Below are 18,073 nucleotides of genomic sequence, written 5' to 3'. Positions count from 1 at the left end.
CTCTGCTCTAACATCTTCCGGAAGCTCGCGATCGCCTCTTCGTCCATTCACAAATCGTGTATGACCTGGAGGTTATCCCATGAAAGACCATGCGACCTTTATCGCTCCTTGCTCCACCTATCGCGGCGTAGTTCGCCCCGAGAATTTGGTCTTTAACGCGAACCTCCAAGAGTTTGCCCAACGAGTTGGCTTCATTTGCAACTTGGAGACCAACGGCAAGCTCTCACCCGAGGAAGCTTTTCATGAACTGCAATCCCTGTGGGCTTCCCTGGAAGGGAGTTATGAAAACCTTGGCGTTGGCCAAGAACCTTTTGGATCCAATCCGCAATAGTGGCCATGCTCGCGACCAACCACTTTAGCGAAGGCTGTGGATGGTTGCGAGTGGCGCGGCGACCCAAGTTTGGGTTTTTGGCGGATCCACTGTTTGGACTCGCAGACTCGCCATCGATGTATTCCCGATGCGCCATTGCGGCCTAGCCCCACGGCTGCGCGTAGTTGCTGAATGCTCCATGGTTCGATCGCCCTCCCCCTGCCAGAGACCGTTCTTGGCTAGGTTTGGCCCTGGGGAGAGCGTTAGACTTTGGAGCGTTCAAGCCGTGACTTCAGGGCGAGGGGCCTTCCGATGGTGTTTACAGAAGCTTGGCAATCGGGCAGTGGCGGACAGCAGCCATTTCCCCATCATTTGGCCCGTGCAATTCGGTTGATTGTGTTGGACATTGACGGCACAATCGCGGGTCGAAATAACCAAATTAATCCCCCGGTTCTGGCCGCGATCCAAGCGGCTCAGGCTCGGGGTTTGGCTGTCACCATTGCCACAGGGCGTATGTATTGCTCGGCGTTGCGGTTTCATCGGGAGATTCAAACCCCCCTACCGCTGATTGCCTATCAGGGGGCTTGGATGGATCAACCTGACCACAGCCAACCGGCCGATCGCCCTAAGCCCAAGCCACTGTTTCACCGCCCGCTGGATCGGACTGTGGCGCGGGAGGTGGTTGACTTTTTGGAGGAGCCAGCCTGGGGCGATCGCCTGTCGGTGCATTTGTATGTGAACGATCGCTTGCTGATTCGTCAACTAACACCGGCCAGCCAAGATTATGCCGATCGCACGGGCGTGACCCCGATCGAAGTGGGAGATTTGCGGCAAGTGCTAGCTCAGGGCCCCGAACCCACGAAGGTGTTGGCCCTCAGTCCCGATCGCCACTTAACCCGCGATCTTTTGGAAAAACTGCGCCAGCGCTACTGTGCCCAGGAAGCTTACCTCACCACGTCCGTGTCCACCTTTTTGGAAGTGGCGCACCCGGATGTGAACAAGGGCAATGCACTGCGGCACTTGGCGGAGCAACAGTTGGGTTTACGGCCGGAGCAGGTGATGTTTGTGGGCGATAACTTCAATGATTTGGAAGCGATCGCCTATGCCGGTTTGGGGGTGGCCATGGGGGATGCGCCGGAACCGGTCAAGGCGATCGCCCAATGGGTTGCGCCGTCGGTGGAGGAGGATGGGGCCGCTCGGGCGATCGAGCAAGTTTTGGCCGCCAGTGGCTCAGTTCTTTAGTTTTTGATCAAGTTGTTGATCAATAGCTGTCGATCAAGTCCTTGAGTTCAAGTCCTTGAGTTCAAGAATTCTTAATTCCAGAATTCGCCAATTCATTTGGCTCATAGAGAATCAAACGGTTCCCCGCCGGGTCGATCGCGTCAATTTCCCGGCCGTGGCTCGCAATGCGCACCGGCCCCGCCAAGGTGGCCCCCCGATCGCTCACTAGGGCGATCGCTTGATCCAAATTCACCACTTCCAAGCAGAGACAAAAGCCCCCCGTTGCGCCCTGAAAGCGTTCCATCTGTTCGGGTTGGGGCCGAAAAATTCCTAAGCGCAGACCGCCCGTTAGCCCAAATTCCCAATAGCCCGAACCGATCGATCGCACCGGATCTCCCAGGAGCGATCGATAAAACGCGCCCAACTGTCCCCCCATCCCATCCGCCAAAACCACCAGCGCTCCACGATAGTCCAACCGATCCACAGTGCAACTCCACAAGCCCGGCGCATCCGGTTAACTGCTCATTCCACCCTACCCCAAGCATCCCTTCAGAACATCAGTTTGGGCAAAGGTTGGGCAAAGATAGGGATCAGCAAATTAGGGTCAACAGTCACGGGGCCATTAGCCGGTTTCCAACCTGTCATAAGCGTCCGATTTCGCAGTCAATCATCCTGTAGAAGTTGGGAGTTATTGCCAGGCTCGAATCGCTCTCTTGCAGCAGAGTCTTGCGGTTGTGATCCTAAAAAATTCCGCTAAAAATAATCTTGCAAATTTTCTTAGATTACCCAACTTTCTGCGGGAATTATCATGCATTTCACAGTAATTCAAAAAAATTATGGTCACAGACCCATGCAAAAAAATATCCAGAATTTTAGAAATTGAACGGGAACCAATTTGGGAACCCTTCGTCTGACAAGGCAGAGATGCCAAAAGCTCGTAACAGCAAACCGATCGACTCAGTAACTGACCTGAATCGATCGGCTATAGGAAATTTCAATCCTAAGCATTTGGGTGTATCGCAATTATTTCGATGCAGGCTGTGGGCTGTGAAATGACACACCATCAGCAAATCATTGTTTCCCGATCGCCCGAAATACGATTGCCCAGCCCATGGACTGCGATCAAAATGGCAGGTGAACAAGCCCGTTCATCTGTCTCATCCAGTCGAGATCTAGGGACTTAATCAGCAATATCTGAGGACATCAACAACCATGGCTACAACACCCACCACGGACACTGTAGTTATTCCAACTTCCACCACCCCAACCACCACATCCGGAACCACGGGCACGACTGGAACCACCGGAACTACGGGAACCACGGGCACGACTGGTACGACGGGAACCACCGGGACGACCACGGGAACCACGGGCACGACCGGAACCACCGGGACGACCACGGGAACCACGGGCACGACTGGAACCACCGGGACAACTACGGGCACAACGGGAACCACCGGGACAACTACGGGAACCACCGGGACAACTACCGGAACCACCGGGACAACTACGGGCACAACGGGAACCACCGGGACAACGACCGGAACAACTGGTACGACCGGAACCACCGGGACAACTGGTACGACCGGAACCACGAGTACCACGGGCACGACTGGAACCACGGGTACAACCCCCGATCCCACCGGAACCACAACGGGAGCCGCGATCGACCCGTCCCTTTGCTTCGACGAAAAGTTCTATCTGGAGCAAAATCCTGATGTGGTCGCCGCTGTGCAAAGTGGCTCCATCAAGAGCGCCTATCAGCACTTCCTAACGGTTGGGCAGTTTGAAGATCGGGCCCCTTCGTTGGTCTTCGATCCGAAGGCATATCTGGAGCTAAACGTTGACCTGAAGATTTCGCTGAAAGCTAGCGGCTTCCGCAGCGCCTTTGAACACTTCATCAAAGCCGGTGTTCAAGAACGGCGGGTGGGCAGCTACTTCTTCAACCCCAATGAATATCTGAAGACCAACGGTGATGTTGATGGGTTCATTCTGTTCAACAATCTGTCGTTTTCCTACAGCTACAAGCACTTCTTGACTGTTGGGGTCAAGGAAGGACGCAACAGTGGCACATTTTTTGATGGCAAGTATTATCTGGAAGCCAATCCGGATGCCGCAGCGGCGGTTGCCAGCGGCCAATTCAGCAGCGCTTTTGCCCACTTCCAAGCGGTTGGTTTTACGAAGGGTCTCAGTCCTTCGCCCAAGTTCAACCAAGATCTCTACCTGGACTTCAACGAAGACCTTTCCAAGGCCTTCAAGGGCGGACAGGTCAAGAATCTGTTCAAGCACTTCCTAGAATTCGGCATCAAGGAAAAACGGGATGCAGATTTCACGAATTCGCCTTTGTCTGACCGGCCCAGCGAGGGAGATGATTTCTTCCGGGGTGGTTCCAACAAAGATGTGTTCAATGGCCTGGGTGGCGATGACAAGATCTTTGGCTTCGGTGGCGATGACATCCTGACGGGCAATGCTGGGGATGACCTGATCTTTGGCGGCGATGGCAATGACTTTATTGTCGGTGGCGCTGGCAAAGATATCCTGGTGGGCGATCAGGGCGATGATTCGATCCTGGGTGGCGAAGGTGACGACTCGATCGAGGGTGGCTACGGTAAGGATGCCCTGTGGGGTGGTGCTGGTAAGGATGTGTTCCTGTTTGGCAAGTTGGATGTGACGGCCACTACGGGTTCCGATTCGTTGACGGGCGGCACGAGCGGATCGACCACGGGCGGCACGACGGGTTCGACTTCCACCACGGGGACTACGCTCGGAACCACCACCGGGACGACGAGCACGGGTACAACTGGTACGGGCACGACGGGCACGACGGGCACGACGGGCACGGGCACAGGTACAACTGGTACGGGTACGACGGGCACGGGCACAACCGGTTCCACGACGGGCAGCAGCTCGATCGACCCCTTGACCGGCGAAGCGACGATTTATGACTTCTCTACGAAGGACGATCGAATTGCCCTGGCGGCGAATTTGGGCTTCAAGTCCGGTGGCGATGTGCTGAAAGCCGTGACCCAAAAGGGCCGCGACGAAGATGGCAACTTCTTCTCGATCGTCAAGGTTTCCTCGGGCTTCTCGCTGAAGATCTACTCCGAAGCAGAATTGGTTGCCAGCAACTTCCGCATCTTTGGCCTGCCGGACACCAACACGGGCGGTAGCACGGGTGGTAGCACGGGCGGCGGTAGCAGCACAGGCGGCACCACGGGCGGCGGCACTACGGGTGGTAGCCTCAGCGGTTCCACCACCAACGTGACGAACATCACCAATATTACGAACATCACCAACATCACGAACATCACCAACATCAGCCTGGGCGGTGGTTTGTTGGGTCTGCCGCCCGGATTGGCGAAACAGATCGTTGGTGGCAAGCGGACGTTTGACACCCTGCCCCCCGGTATTGGTAAGCGCTTCGGCAAGGGTGATGACGATTAAAACCTGAGCCATTGGGGATCGGGGCCAAATCGCAGAACGGTTTCCGATCGCCAAGATGCAGAGGAGCTAATCGGTTGCGCTGATTCGGCTGCGCTCATGTGGTGCGCTTGCATCGGTGGAAGCAAAACCGATAGAGTCTGAGGGGTGGACAGTGAGCCACCCCTTTTTTTGGGTATTCCCAACTTTTGGGTATTCCCAACTTTTCAAAGATCCCATTAGAGGATGTCTGAAAAGCCAAAACTACTGCTTTGTGGGTTTCATCAACCGGCCCAGACAAGGGGCTGAAGCTTCTTGCCCCCGCAACTGTTGGCGATTGGTTCGCCCCTTAGGCTACTTTTCGGGCACTCTCGTAATAGCCAAAAGAATGTTGAAAGATCAATATCTGCAAGACAGCTAAATCTGAAAGATAGCCAATCTAAAAAACAACGAAGACAAAAAATAGCGAAGACAAGGGGAATGCAAGCGATGGATTTCAGTCAACTTTTGAATGGCAAAGGGCTGACGGAACTGGCGATCGAGGGGGCCAAGTGGACTTTGGCGGCCGATGGTCTGTTTTTGCTCTTGACCATTTTGGCGTTTGTGTTGGGCTGGGCCTGGCGGTTTCGACTGGTGGGAGTCACCGCGTTCACGATCGTGGTGGCGGCGGGGTTGTTTGGTTTTGGCCTCAGCCTCCGGGAACGGCCGCGCATTGAGGGAGCCGCCCCCTACCAACTGGTTTATGACACGGGAGCAACCCTCGCCACGATCGCCGTTTCGCCAGATTTACCAGCGGAGGCGTTGGTGGCCACCCTCAAGCAAGCCGCGATCGACCTCTACTCCCCTGGACGAGTGGGGGGTAAGCCTTCGTTGACCATCCGTGCGCGATCGGTCACTCATCCTGAGGATGGGATCTCGAAGCTCCAATACCTAGGGCAAATCGAGCGATCGCTCACCGTTCGCATCGATGAAAATCCCAAGATCACTCTGTTCTAGGAATTTAGCTTCTAGGAACTCAGCCCGCTCCCCGTTCGATCGACCGTGGCTTCCTGGATGTTGGTTAAACCATTGAGGAAGCCTGGCCGACTGGCCCAATTCAGTGCCCAGTTCTACGTCAATCAGCGCCCAGCTCTACATCAACATGCTGTCCATGTTGGGCTGCACCTTCGCTCGAATCAGCAGGGCCGTGATGTTGTCATGGCCATTGTGCTGATTTGCCAGCTCCACCAGTTGCGAAACCCCTTGGTCAAGGTTGGCGCGAGAGCTAATCAGTGGGGCTAAGTGGGTTTGCCAGTGGGTTTCAATCAAGTCGTTGTCGCTCAATCCATCGGAACAGAGCAACAACAGAGCATCTTCATCCAGATCCAAAAACTGGATTTCTGGATCCACTCCGGTGTTATCGCGGGGGCCCAGAGCTTGGGTGAGTTGATAGGCATCGGGGCGGCTGTAGGCGGCATCGGGGTCAATGCCGCGCTGAATTTCCCGCTGTCCGACTTCGTGGTCGGTGGTGATTTGCTCAAGACCCCGACGGCGGGTGAGCCGATAAAGCCGGCTGTCTCCCACGTGGGCCACGGCCACCTTGGAGTTGTGGACAAGCACTAAAACCAGGGTGGTTCCCATTCGTCCACTGCCCGATCGCTGCTCGCTTTGGTTTTCGTCGTAAATGGCCTGATTGGCAATGAAGATGCCCTCTCGAATGGCCTCGATCGGGGGCATTTCAGTTTGCCAATTGGTTTGGAAATAGTCCTGAAGGGTTTTGACCGCCAAGTGGCTGGCCACTTCCCCGCTGGCATGGCCCCCCATCCCGTCGCAGAGGATATAGAGATTGTGGGCCCGAACCGTCCTGCCGTTGGGGGTTTCCAGGCGCTGGAAGTTGGTGTAAATGCCGAAGTAGTCCTCATTATGATCGCGCTGGCGACCAATATCGGTGCGCCCCGCCTCATCCAGACTCGACAATTTCATGGGCAGGACGATCGTGGGTGTATCGTCCTCATCGTCATCCCGCAGGCTGCTGAGGGGAAGATTAGCGAGCGGATTGCCACCGTTAGGAACAACCGAGCTAGAAGGCATGGCCACGCTTTCGCTCAGGCTGGTGGCGGCGATCGCGGCTACGGGGGATTTTTGCTCCAAGTTGTCAGCAATGAGCCGCAGGTGCTGGCGCACCACGTCGGGGCTGGTGAACTGACCCCGAGCAATCAGTTGAGCCAGGTTAATTAGGGAGTCGGCTCCTGGGTGTTCCGCTTGGGTCAGCAACTGTAGCCAGGCTTCGCCCAAGTGCGTGAGGCTGCTGGCGGCGGTAGGCTGCTCCGGATGCGCGGTGGGGTCATGCAGACGCTTGAGGCTCAGAACGCTGTCTTCGTCAACACACAGGTTGTCGAGCACCAGCAGACTGGCGGTACATTGCACGGGAATTAGCTCTTCCCAAAGGTCGAGCATTTCGTAGAGATCGTGCAGGACTTGCAGGGTGGGTGTGTCGGGATCTCGCCACAGATCGCTCAGGGATTTCCAGTCCGATCGATCCTCAATCAACAGAACTTGCCAGCCTTCTCCTTGCCAGGTGTCGTAGACCTGGGGCAAGCGTTGGCCCAGTTGTGAATCGAGCAGCAGATAGGGTTGGGCAATGGAGGGAATCTGGGACTCGATCGAGAGTTCGTAAGTTGCGGGTTGAGAGCTGGGGGGCAAGGTGGGTTCCGCGTCGCCCTCGATCGGTTGGTGCAACCAGCGATCGAAAAATCGCAGTCGATAAGGTTGTTGATCCAGCACTTGGGTTTGATATTGGGCGCTGGCATCGATCGCCCGAATCGGGGTCAAGGGCCTGTAGCGCAGAAAAGGCTGGTCAGGATCATTGGTCTCGGGGGGATTTGGCCAAGCGGCATCCGGCTCCGGTGGCACCAAAAGAGCTTGCAGAACTGTCCCGATTGCTTGGCCACAGTCACTACAGGTGAGCTGACCGACGGGATTCTCAGTGCCGCATTCCGGACAGAGCAGTCGATCGAGCGAGGCACCACACTGCTGACAGTACTTGTTGTCATCAGGGTTTTCACATTGGCACTGGGGACAAATCTGCATAGCAGCCACTGTCAGAGGTCTCAAGAGTGATCAGGGTTGGTTGATCGATGGGTGATCAAGCTTGGGTGATTAAATCGAGTAATCAAATCACGAGGACTATTAAACGGAGCATCTAAACGAAACGCCTAAACAGAACGTCTAAACAGAATGCCTAAACAGAACATCGCGAATAGCCGTTGGCACGCCACCCTGATCGGAAATACTGGATCGAGTCAAGCCAAATGGGCCAGGTCAAAAGTGGCCGCCCCCGGCAAGATGTTTGACGATCTTTTCTGGATTCTAGCTGACTGCTCCTGGTCTCAATCGTAACGCTTCAGAGATTAAGGATCGTGTATAGATACCTCACTCTCTTGAATTGGCTTCGTTACGGCGTAATTAACGGTTTTGGGGGGGCGAGCCTTGAATATGGAAGTCCCAGCCAATTTAGGGCAGCTCCGGTCTCATACGCGCGATCGCGATCGAATGGCATCTGCACCCAGCACCTGAACCCAGTTTTGGAGTTCACCGCGTTCCGTATCCGGCCCCGCTGAGCTAGTGTCCATCTCCGTGGTGCTCGGGGGGGCTTAATCAGCCGCTGCTGACGCAAATTCCGTCTGTTTTAGCTTTTCTAGCGAAAAGTTGCCTGATCCGGCGAAGCATTTGCAAATTTTTCAAGATTTTCGGCCCAACTCCCCATCATGGCCCCAAAATCGACAACGCCCAACCTCCTGAACTCAGGTGTTGGGCTGAAAGTCATTGGGGTTTAAGGACTAGGGGCGGGTTCTGGGATCGGGGCGGCGCGGTTTGGCAGTTCCTGAAGGCTTCCTTGGCGGAAGGTGCGATCGCCCTGATAACCCGACAAATCCGCCAGGCGATCGAGCGGAGTCACCCCTTCATAGAGCTTGCCGCCAATTTTCCAGGAGGGGAAACTGCGAATTCCCGCCGCCCGACAAAGATCCGGTTTGGCGTTCTTGCCGTTGGGATCACACTCCACATAGGGCAGCTTTGCGGCCGCCTCCTTGCCAAACAGTTCTTTCTGCTCGTGGCAGTGGGGACACCAATAGGCTCCAAATTCCTGCGCCCCTGCTTTGGTCAGGTGCTCGGCTAAAGCAATTTCCGCTGGGCCGGAAGTGGTCTTGATGGTGAACATTTCCGAGCCGTTGGAACTGGATCCGCTGGGAGTGGCATAGACCCCCAAGGTTCCCACCAGTGTGATGATGGCCAGCCCGATCGCCGTAAAAATGGGTTTCCCTAAATCATCCCAACGGCGACTGCTGAGGGCCAGGCCAAACAGCGACAGGGAAAAGAACGCCGACCCCAAGCAATAGAGACAAGTCTCGCGAATTTCCGAGACCATCACATACATCAAATAGCCGCTGAACGTGGCCATCGCTGCGCCGCCCGCCACCAACAGCAAGCCGCTCCATTCTTCAATCTGCACTTGCAGATCCTTACGGGCCTGTTGGGTTACCAGGGGAGCCAGCGCCAACAACAACATCGCGCCATAACCCAACATTCCAATCAGCGGCAGCGGTATCCCCAACACCTCGGCATAGGGACTGTTCAGGACGCGATCGCACCCTTCTGTGGGGCAAGCCGCCTTTGCGCCCGTTAACTTCACCACGGTTAGATAGCTGGTGAGCACCAAACCGGTTCCGGCGATGCCCGCAATTACGGTGCGACCGTGGCGATGGAGCCAAGGCAGTTGGCGGCGGCGTTTTGTGCTAGAAGCAGTCATGGCAAGGCACAGAGAACCATCTCGATCGGGATACGGCAGAGCCGTCACTACAGACTTCAGGGTAGCGAACGGCCTTACCGCTGTCTAGGAAGGTCAACGAATCATTGCTTGATAGTGCGCAAATGACCGGCCGAATGGGCCAGAAAAAGCGATCAAAACGCAGAAAAGAGACAAAAGAAGAAGAGACAAAAAAGATGGCCAATGCTCAGCACTGGCCACCCAATCAGCTCGAAATGACAGTCAAATCAGGGCTAATTCCCGAGTTCTAGCGAGCCACCGACCAATTTTGGTCAACCCGGATGGGCGGCATCAGGAACAGGGCAATGAGCTGCCAAGCCGTGTTCAAAATCAACGGCAACTTTTGCAGGGTCTTCACGAAGCCCGGTTCGTTCGAGGCAGCGATTTCACCCAACTTGATGTTGTTGGCGGCACAGCGATCAAGCCGCTCATAGAACTCAGGGTTCTCCACATCCAGGATGATCGGGAACACCCGACCCGCCGTTTCGTTGGTCTTCTTAATTACTTCGATGTCATAGTCGCGAGCGTTCAGCCCGATCGCCGCGTAAAACCCGCTCCGTTGCAGATCGTTCAAGAACATCGTCGCAAACACCGACAGCAGGAAGAACCGGCACCAGAGACGGGCTTTCCAATCGTTCAGGAATTGGGGATTGGCCCGCAGCACCGCATCGAAAAAGTCGCCGTGGCGGTTCTCGTCTTGGCACCAGTTTTCAAAGAAGCGGAAGATCGGATAAATCCGGTCTTCGGGGTTCTTTTCCAGATGGCGATAGATCGTGATGTAGCGCCAGTAGCCGATCTTTTCCGACAGGTAGGTCGCGTAGAAGATGAACTTCGGTGCGAAGTAGGTGTAGCTCTTGCTTTGGGTCAGGAAGCCCAAATCTAGCGACAGGTTGAAGTCCGTCATCGCCTTGTTCAGGAAGCCCGCATGGCGTGCTTCATCCCGCGACATCAGCTCAAACCCTTCGGCCAGCACCGGGTTTTTGCCCTTCAGTTTCCGCGACAGTTCCTTGTAAAGCAAGAAGCCCGAAAACTCAGCGGTGCAGGAGCGCTCCAGAAACTCAATGAACAGCTCGCGGGTTTTGCCGTCAATGTGATCCCAGCTTTGGTTGAACTCCTCATCGCGCACGAAGTGGTGGCGGTTATAGTCCACCCGAAATTCTTCGATGATTGCTTGGAGTTCCTCTTCGTTGGCGGAGATATCCATCGCCGCCATTTCTTCGAAGTTGGTGGTGTAAAAGCGCGGCGTGAGGATCGTGTCCTTGGCGGGAACTTTGACTCCCGGCTGGACGGCTTGCGGTTTTTGGGGAGTGCTAACCATGAATTGCTTAGTGCGATCGAGGTACGGGTTGGGCGGATGACTGAGCCAAAGAGGATCTGGATCGATCTGACTGGCGCAATCTGAACGGATCTATCAGCGTGCTAGGGAAGGGTCGTCAACGGGATGATCAGCAGCGATTTTTTCCTGACAACTGCACAGCGGTTGTGTGGGATCAAAGGCTGCGTTGGGATTTTAAAAACGGCTTGCCAAAGATCACTAAAGATCAAAAGCCTTAAAAAAACTGTTGTTTAGTCTATCAATCTCCTTTGGGGGGATGGGGGATGGGATATGAAGAGTTACAACAACAGGTAACAATCTGCAACAAATCTCAACTTCTAATTGCCCTAAAGTGCCCAATTGCCTGCTGATCCCCCCTATCGTTCGGGACTGGGGCGATCGGTGCGCACCTTCACGGAATAGCCATGGGACGGCAGACCCTCCGCTTCCGCCAATGCCTGCACCGCCGAAGACACGGACGACAGGGCCCCGGCGGAATAGGAAATGATGCTGGAGTGCTTCATGAAGGTTTCCGTGCTCAGGGGCGAGGCATAGCGGGCTGCGCCGGAGGTGGGCAGGGTGTGGTTGGGGCCCGCGAGGTAGTCGCCCACTGCTTCCGGCGTGGAGTGGCCCAGGAAGATGGCTCCGGCATGTTTAATCCGCTCCAGGAGATCCCAGGGTTCCGCCACTTCCAATTCCAAGTGTTCCGGTGCAAATTCGTTAGATAATTCCGCCGCCAGCTCCAGCGTTTCCACCACGACGACCAGGCCGAAATGGGCGATCGCCTTTTCCGTATCAATCCGCCGAGGGTGATCCGCCAGTTGATCCTTGACCTCGCTCACCACCTTTCCGGCCAGGTCGCCATCGGTGGTGATCAGGATTGCGGCGGCCATGGGGTCATGCTCAGCCTGGGCTAGCAGGTCGGCGGCCAGGTGGGTGGGGTCAGCGGTGCGATCGGCAATCACGAGCACTTCTGAGGGCCCAGCGAGGGAGTCAATGCCCACCGTGCCGTAGACTTGCCCCTTGGCCAACATCACGTAAACATTGCCCGGTCCGGTGATCACGTCCACTTTCGGAATCGTTTCCGTCCCGTAGGCGAGGGCGGCGATCGCCTGGGCCCCGCCCACCCGGTAAATTTCCGTCACGCCCGCCTCTTGGGCCGCCACTAGCACGGCCGGGTTCAAAGCGCCCCCGGGCCCCGGCGGGGTCACCATCACAATTCGCTCCACCCCGGCCACCTTGGCCGGAATCGCATTCATCAGCACGGTGCTGGGATAGGCAGCCCGCCCACCGGGAACGTAGAGACCGGCGCGATCGACCGGCGTGTAGCGCTTGCCCAAGACCACATCTCGATCGCCAAATTGCACCCAGCTTTTGGGAACGCGCAGCCGGTGAAACTCCTCAATTTGTCGGCTCGCCAGTTGGATCGCCGACAGGAGTTCCTTAGAAACCTGTTGGTAGGCCGCATCCAGTTCCGACCCCGTGACGCGAAGTTGCTCGGCAGTTAAAATCTGCTTGTCAAACTCTTCCGTGTAGGCTAGCAAGGCCCGATCGCCTTGGCGCTTCACGGTTTGGAGGATCTGACGCACGGTGGCTTCCTTATGCGTCACCTGCTCATCGTGGGTGCGATCGCAAATCCGCCGTAGCTCCGACCGGGCCTCGGCCAATTCGGTAATAATTCGCAACATGGAGTCTTCGCGTCCTGGTCGTCCAATTCGGCGACCTCGCAGCGCCCCGTGGCTACCGACGAGATCGGCGTAGTCATCATTATAGAAACACTCGGCAGCCTGAAAACCTTGGCTCCTGAGAGCAAGGCTTAAAAAGCGATCGGGACTCTGGCGCGATCGCCGGGCTAATGCGGTGAGTATTAAAACATTTTTTAACAAAATTCCGGAGTTCTTTGCACGAGTTCCGGCAGCGGGTGTTATTATGGATCGCCGGGCAGTTCCAACACCGTCCAATCTCTCCTTGTCCAGCCTTGCCAAAGGGTGACTGCCAGAGCCGAAATTTTTTCTTGCTCACCAGCGTCACGACTCACCAGGCCCAAGGAACCAGTGCCGATGCTTCTTGACCGCTCATTGTAGCGGTGTCAGCCTGCGGAGCGACCCTGAGACTTTTCCTGGTCTCATCCTAGAACGAAGGCGCGGAAGACTCGACCACGAGAAACAAGCAAGAACCCAAATCCTCTGGTTTGGGTGTCCCCCTTGCCCCGGCATGGGAATCTAGTGTCAACGTTGCAATCGAAATCCTAAGAGATCGACCGTGGCTAATATTAAGTCTGCAATCAAGCGCGTTCAGATCGCAGAGCGTAATCGACTGCGTAATAAAGCTTATAAGTCGGCGGTGCGAACCCTGACCAAGAAATATCTGTCGTCGGTGGATGCTTACGCGGCTAACCCTTCGCCGGAAGCCCTGGAAGCTGTCCAAGCCAATCTGTCCAACGCCGCCAGCAAAATTGACAAGGCCGTGAAGCGGGGTGTTTATCACCGCAACAACGCCGCGCGCAAAAAGTCGCAGTTGGCCAGCTACCTGAAGAAGGCTGTCGCTGCTTAAGGGTTGGTTGGGCGATGGGGCCTCGCCACCCTTGGTGCGTTGTCCATCGCTGACTGAGACTGCTGGGCTGAGATCCCAAGCATTAACCCTTAGCCGTAGTCGAGGTGGGTAAACGCGCCGTGAAAGCGATCGACACGCACGTTCACGTTAATTTTCCCAACTTTAGTGATGATTTCAGCGCCGTTCGCCAGCGTTGGTTGGCGGCCGGCGTTGACGCGTTGGTTCACGCTTGTGTGCATCCGGGCGAGTTTGGGGCGATTCAGGCGATCGCTCAGGCTTGCCCTGAAGTGTTTTTCGCCGTTGGGCTACACCCACTGGAGGCGGAACATCAGTGGCAAGAGGCGTTGGGCGAGCAAATTCGCACCTTGGCTCAATCGGATCCGAAGGTGGTGGCCATTGGTGAAACCGGTCTCGACTTCTATAAATCAACGGCCCATCAAGTGCAGTTGGCGGCCTTTGGGGCCCAGCTTGATTTGGCCAGCGATTTGGGTCTGCCGGTGATCATCCATTGCCGCGATGCTGCTGAGGAAATGCTTGCGTTTCTGCGCGATCGCCCGGGTTGTCCGGCGGGAGTTTTGCACTGCTGGGGAGGTACCCCTCAGCAGGCATTGCAGTTTGTGGAGCTTGGGTTTCACATCAGCTTCAGCGGCACGGTCACCTTCAAGAATGCCCCAGACATTCAGGCATCCGCCAAGGTAGTGCCGCTCGATCGCCTGTTGGTGGAAACGGATTGCCCATTTTTGGCTCCCGTTCCCCATCGCGGTCGTCGCAATGAACCGGCCTACGTGGTTTCGGTGCTCAACCAGGTAGCCGCCCTGCGGAATCTTGACCCGATCGCCCTGGGTGAGCAGACCAGCGCCAATGCTCGCCAGTTGTTCCGACTGCCCCAGTCGATCGAACCCACCGTTCCCGCCCTGGCCCTCGCCTAGGGCCCCGCAGCCGGGCCGGGCGATCGCCCCTGCGATTTGCCCCTTGCCAAGCCCGGTCACCGTTGTTTTGCTGCTGTTTTGCTGCCCGCGTTCCATCTGCCAACGGGTTTGCACTTGGCATCACCGCCCCCAGGAGACGCATGACCGACAAACTCGCGACCACGACCCCTTCGTTTCTGCTGCCCGACCTGATTGAAATTCAACGGGCCAGCTTCCGTTGGTTTCTCGAAGAAGGCCTGATCGAAGAACTTGATAGCTTCTCCCCGATCACGGACTATACCGGCAAGTTGGAGCTGCACTTCATCGGCAAAAACTACAAGCTGAAGCGGCCCAAATACGACGTTGATGAAGCCAAGCGGCGGGATGCCACCTATTCGGTGCAAATGTATGTGCCGACCCGGTTGATCAACAAAGAAACCGGCGAAATCAAGGAGCAAGAAGTCTTTATTGGCGATCTGCCCCTGATGACGGAACGGGGAACCTTCATCATCAACGGCGCGGAACGGGTGATCGTGAATCAGATCGTCCGTAGCCCCGGCGTTTACTACAAGTTTGAAATCGACAAGAGCGGTCGCCGCACCTACTCCGCCAGCTTGATTCCCAACCGGGGCGCTTGGCTGAAGTTCGAGACCGACAAAAACGACATGGTTTGGGTGCGGATCGACAAGACCCGCAAACTGTCGGCCCAAGTGCTGCTGAAGGCCCTAGGTTGGACGACGGCGGAAATCCTCGATGGGCTGCGTCACCCGGAATATTTCCAACGGACGATCGAAAAAGAAGGCGACTTCTCGGAAGAAGAAGCGCTGATGGAGCTGTACCGCAAGCTGCGACCGGGCGAACCGCCGACGGTTTCGGGTGGTCAGCAACTGTTGGATTCGCGCTTCTTTGATCCCAAGCGCTACGACTTGGGCAAGGTGGGCCGTTACAAGATCAACCGCAAACTGCACCTGAATATTCCCGACACGGTGCGCGTGTTGACCCCGCAGGACATCCTGTCGGCGATCGATTACCTGATCAATCTGGAATTTGACCTGGGCAGCACCGACGACATCGACCACCTGGGCAACCGCCGGGTGCGTTCCGTGGGTGAACTGCTGCAAAACCAAGTGCGCGTGGGCTTGAACCGCCTAGAGCGGATCATTCGCGAGCGGATGACCGTATCCGATGCGGATTCCCTAACGCCCGCTTCTTTGGTCAACCCGAAACCTCTGGTGGCGGCGATTAAGGAGTTCTTCGGCTCCAGCCAACTGTCCCAGTTCATGGATCAGACCAACCCCTTGGCAGAGCTGACCCACAAGCGCCGTCTGAGTGCCCTCGGCCCCGGCGGTCTGACCCGGGAGCGGGCGGGCTTCGCGGTGCGCGACATTCACCCCAGCCACCATGGCCGGATTTGCCCGATCGAAACACCGGAAGGCCCCAACGCTGGTCTGATCGGCTCCCTGGCCACCCATGCCCGCGTCAATCCCTACGGCTTCATCACCACCCCGGTCTTCCCGGTGGAAAATGGCCGCGTCCGGCTCGATCGCTCGCCGATCTACATGACCGCCGACGAAGAGGACGATGTGCGCGTAGCTCCTGGGGATGTGCCCATGGACGAAAACGGCTACATCCTCGGGGAATCGGTGCCCGTGCGCTACCGCCAGGAATTCACCACCACCAGTCCCGATCAGGTGGACTACATCGCCGTTTCCCCGGTGCAGATTATCTCGGTAGCCACGTCCTTGATTCCGTTCCTGGAGCATGACGACGCAAACCGGGCCCTGATGGGATCGAACATGCAACGGCAGGCCGTGCCCCTGTTGCGGCCCGAGCGCCCCTTGGTGGGTACTGGCTTGGAAGCCCAGGCCGCCCGCGACTCGGGGATGGTGATCGTTTCCCGCACCGCCGGGGAAGTGGTCTACGTGTCCGCCAAGGAAATCCGCGTCAAGGATCCAGACGGCAACATCCTGGAATACGAGCTGCAAAAGTACCAGCGATCGAACCAGGACACCTGCCTTAACCAGCGGCCCTTGGTTTACAGTGGCGAGCGCGTGGTGGCCGGGCAAGTGCTGGCCGATGGCTCTTCCACGGAAGGCGGCGAACTGGCCCTGGGGCAAAACGTCACCGTCGTTTACATGCCCTGGGAAGGTTACAACTACGAAGACGCAATCCTAATCAGTGAGCGCCTGGTGGCCGAGGATGTCTATACCTCGATCCACGTCGAAAAATTCGAGATTGAAGCCCGCCAAACCAAGCTCGGCCCCGAAGAAATCACCCGCGAAATTCCCAACGTGGGCGAAGATGCCCTGCGCCAACTAGACGAGCACGGCATCATCCGGATCGGCGCTTGGGTGGAATCCGGTGACATCCTGGTCGGGAAAGTCACGCCCAAGGGTGAATCGGATCAACCGCCGGAAGAAAAACTGTTGCGGGCGATCTTCGGTGAAAAGGCCCGGGACGTGCGCGACAACTCCCTGCGCGTGCCGAACGGTGAAAAGGGTCGCGTCGTCGATGTGCGGGTATTTACCCGAGAACAGGGCGACGAACTGCCCCCCGGCGCGAACATGGTTGTGCGGGTTTATGTGGCCCAAAAGCGGAAAATCCAAGTGGGCGACAAGATGGCCGGTCGCCACGGCAACAAGGGGATCATCTCCAAGATCCTGCCCGTGGAAGATATGCCCTTCTTGCCCGACGGTAGCCCGGTCGATGTGGTGCTGAACCCGCTGGGGGTGCCCTCCCGGATGAACGTGGGTCAGGTGTTTGAGTGCTTGCTGGGTTGGGCCGGTGAGCAGTTGGGGATGCGCTTCAAGGTCACGCCCTTTGACGAAATGTACGGGGCAGAAGCCTCCCGCTTGGCGGTGCATGGCAAGTTGCAGGAAGCCCGCGACGAAACCGGCAAGGACTGGCTGTTTGAGCCGACGAATCCCGGCAAAATCACGGTCTACGACGGCCGAACAGGGGAACCGTTCGATCGCCCCGTCACCGTCGGCAAGGGCTACATGCTGAAGCTCGTCCACTTGGTCGATGACAAGATCCACGCCCGCAGCACCGGCCCCTACTCGCTGGTGACCCAACAGCCCCTCGGCGGTAAGGCCCAACAGGGCGGTCAGCGGTTCGGGGAAATGGAAGTGTGGGCCTTGGAAGCCTTTGGGGCCGCCTACATCCTGCAAGAGCTGCTGACGGTCAAGTCCGACGACATGCAGGGTCGTAACGAAGCCCTCAACGCGATCGTCAAGGGCAAAGCGATCCCGCGCCCTGGCACGCCGGAATCCTTCAAGGTGCTGATGCGCGAATTGCAATCCCTCTGCTTGGATATTGCCGTCCACAAGAGCGAAATCCAAGACGACGGCACCAGCCGCGATGTGGAGGTAGACCTGATGATCGATATCCCCGGCGTTCGCCGTGCGCCCACCCGTCCCACTTACGAAGTGTTTGCCCGTGAAGGGTTTGACGACGAGTAAGGTGTGAGTTCTGCGGATCGATCGCCCCCTGAATCTTCTATCTGGGGCGATCGACCCGATCCCGTTTGCCTGCTGATTGCC

12 protein-coding genes are annotated in these 18,073 nt (G+C 56.9%); 7 read left to right on the top strand and 5 right to left on the bottom strand.

Annotated elements, in window-relative coordinates:
• Positions 1 to 79 precede the first annotated feature (79 nt).
• On the top strand, positions 80 to 331 hold the full coding sequence (locus tag H6G52_RS04605; RefSeq protein WP_099534583.1) for a hypothetical protein: 252 nt from the start codon (positions 80 to 82) through the stop codon (positions 329 to 331).
• 291 nt (positions 332 to 622) lie between these two features.
• On the top strand, positions 623 to 1,552 hold the full coding sequence (locus H6G52_RS04600) for a Cof-type HAD-IIB family hydrolase (protein ID WP_190526755.1): 930 nt from the start codon (positions 623 to 625) through the stop codon (positions 1,550 to 1,552).
• Between the two features lie 61 nt (positions 1,553 to 1,613).
• On the opposite strand, the gene H6G52_RS04595 is transcribed toward H6G52_RS04600, so the two are convergent.
• Entirely contained in the window at positions 1,614 to 2,015 is a 402-nt protein-coding gene (locus tag H6G52_RS04595; protein WP_199291598.1) for a VOC family protein, read from the bottom strand.
• 728 nt (positions 2,016 to 2,743) lie between these two features.
• Between H6G52_RS04595 and H6G52_RS04590 the strand changes: the two genes are divergently transcribed.
• Both H6G52_RS04590 and H6G52_RS04585 read left to right on the top strand, forming a co-directional pair.
• Positions 2,744 to 4,975, top strand: a complete 2,232-nt coding sequence (locus H6G52_RS04590; protein WP_190526754.1) for a calcium-binding protein — start codon at positions 2,744 to 2,746, stop codon at positions 4,973 to 4,975.
• Positions 4,976 to 5,440: 465 nt separating this feature from the next.
• Entirely contained in the window at positions 5,441 to 5,947 is a 507-nt protein-coding gene (locus tag H6G52_RS04585) for a Ycf51 family protein (protein ID WP_099534598.1), read from the top strand.
• A gap of 135 nt (positions 5,948 to 6,082) precedes the next feature.
• Here H6G52_RS04585 and H6G52_RS04580 read toward each other — a convergent pair whose 3' ends face one another.
• From H6G52_RS04580 to hisD, 4 genes are all read right to left on the bottom strand, one after another.
• A complete protein-coding gene (locus tag H6G52_RS04580; RefSeq protein ID WP_190526920.1) occupies positions 6,083 to 8,020 on the bottom strand; it encodes a serine/threonine phosphatase in 1,938 nt (645 codons plus the stop codon).
• A 742-nt stretch (positions 8,021 to 8,762) separates the two neighbouring features.
• Positions 8,763 to 9,737 (bottom strand): vitamin K epoxide reductase family protein, encoded by a 975-nt coding sequence (locus H6G52_RS04575; protein WP_190526752.1) that lies wholly within the window; start codon positions 9,735 to 9,737, stop codon positions 8,763 to 8,765.
• 265 nt (positions 9,738 to 10,002) lie between these two features.
• Complete coding sequence (acsF, locus tag H6G52_RS04570) at positions 10,003 to 11,073, bottom strand: magnesium-protoporphyrin IX monomethyl ester (oxidative) cyclase (protein WP_190526750.1); 1,071 nt, start codon at positions 11,071 to 11,073, stop codon at positions 10,003 to 10,005.
• 374 nt (positions 11,074 to 11,447) lie between these two features.
• On the bottom strand, positions 11,448 to 12,758 hold the full coding sequence (gene hisD / locus H6G52_RS04565; RefSeq protein ID WP_190526918.1) for a histidinol dehydrogenase: 1,311 nt from the start codon (positions 12,756 to 12,758) through the stop codon (positions 11,448 to 11,450).
• 574 nt (positions 12,759 to 13,332) lie between these two features.
• Here hisD and rpsT point away from each other — a divergent pair.
• From rpsT to rpoB, 3 genes are all read left to right on the top strand, one after another.
• Complete coding sequence (gene rpsT, locus H6G52_RS04560; protein WP_190526748.1) at positions 13,333 to 13,623, top strand: 30S ribosomal protein S20; 291 nt, start codon at positions 13,333 to 13,335, stop codon at positions 13,621 to 13,623.
• A gap of 119 nt (positions 13,624 to 13,742) precedes the next feature.
• Entirely contained in the window at positions 13,743 to 14,552 is an 810-nt protein-coding gene (locus H6G52_RS04555; RefSeq protein WP_190526915.1) for a YchF/TatD family DNA exonuclease, read from the top strand.
• 140 nt (positions 14,553 to 14,692) lie between these two features.
• Positions 14,693 to 17,992, top strand: coding sequence for a DNA-directed RNA polymerase subunit beta (gene rpoB / locus H6G52_RS04550; RefSeq protein WP_099534590.1), 3,300 nt, complete (start codon positions 14,693 to 14,695; stop codon positions 17,990 to 17,992).
• Positions 17,993 to 18,073: the final 81 nt, after the last annotated feature.

It is taken from the genome of Limnothrix sp. FACHB-881 (assembly GCF_014698135.1).
In the GTDB taxonomy this organism is placed as follows: domain Bacteria; phylum Cyanobacteriota; class Cyanobacteriia; order CACIAM-69d; family CACIAM-69d; genus CACIAM-69d.
The sequence above is the reverse complement of the archived record's forward strand: the minus strand, read 5'-3'. Positions and strand labels throughout refer to the sequence as shown.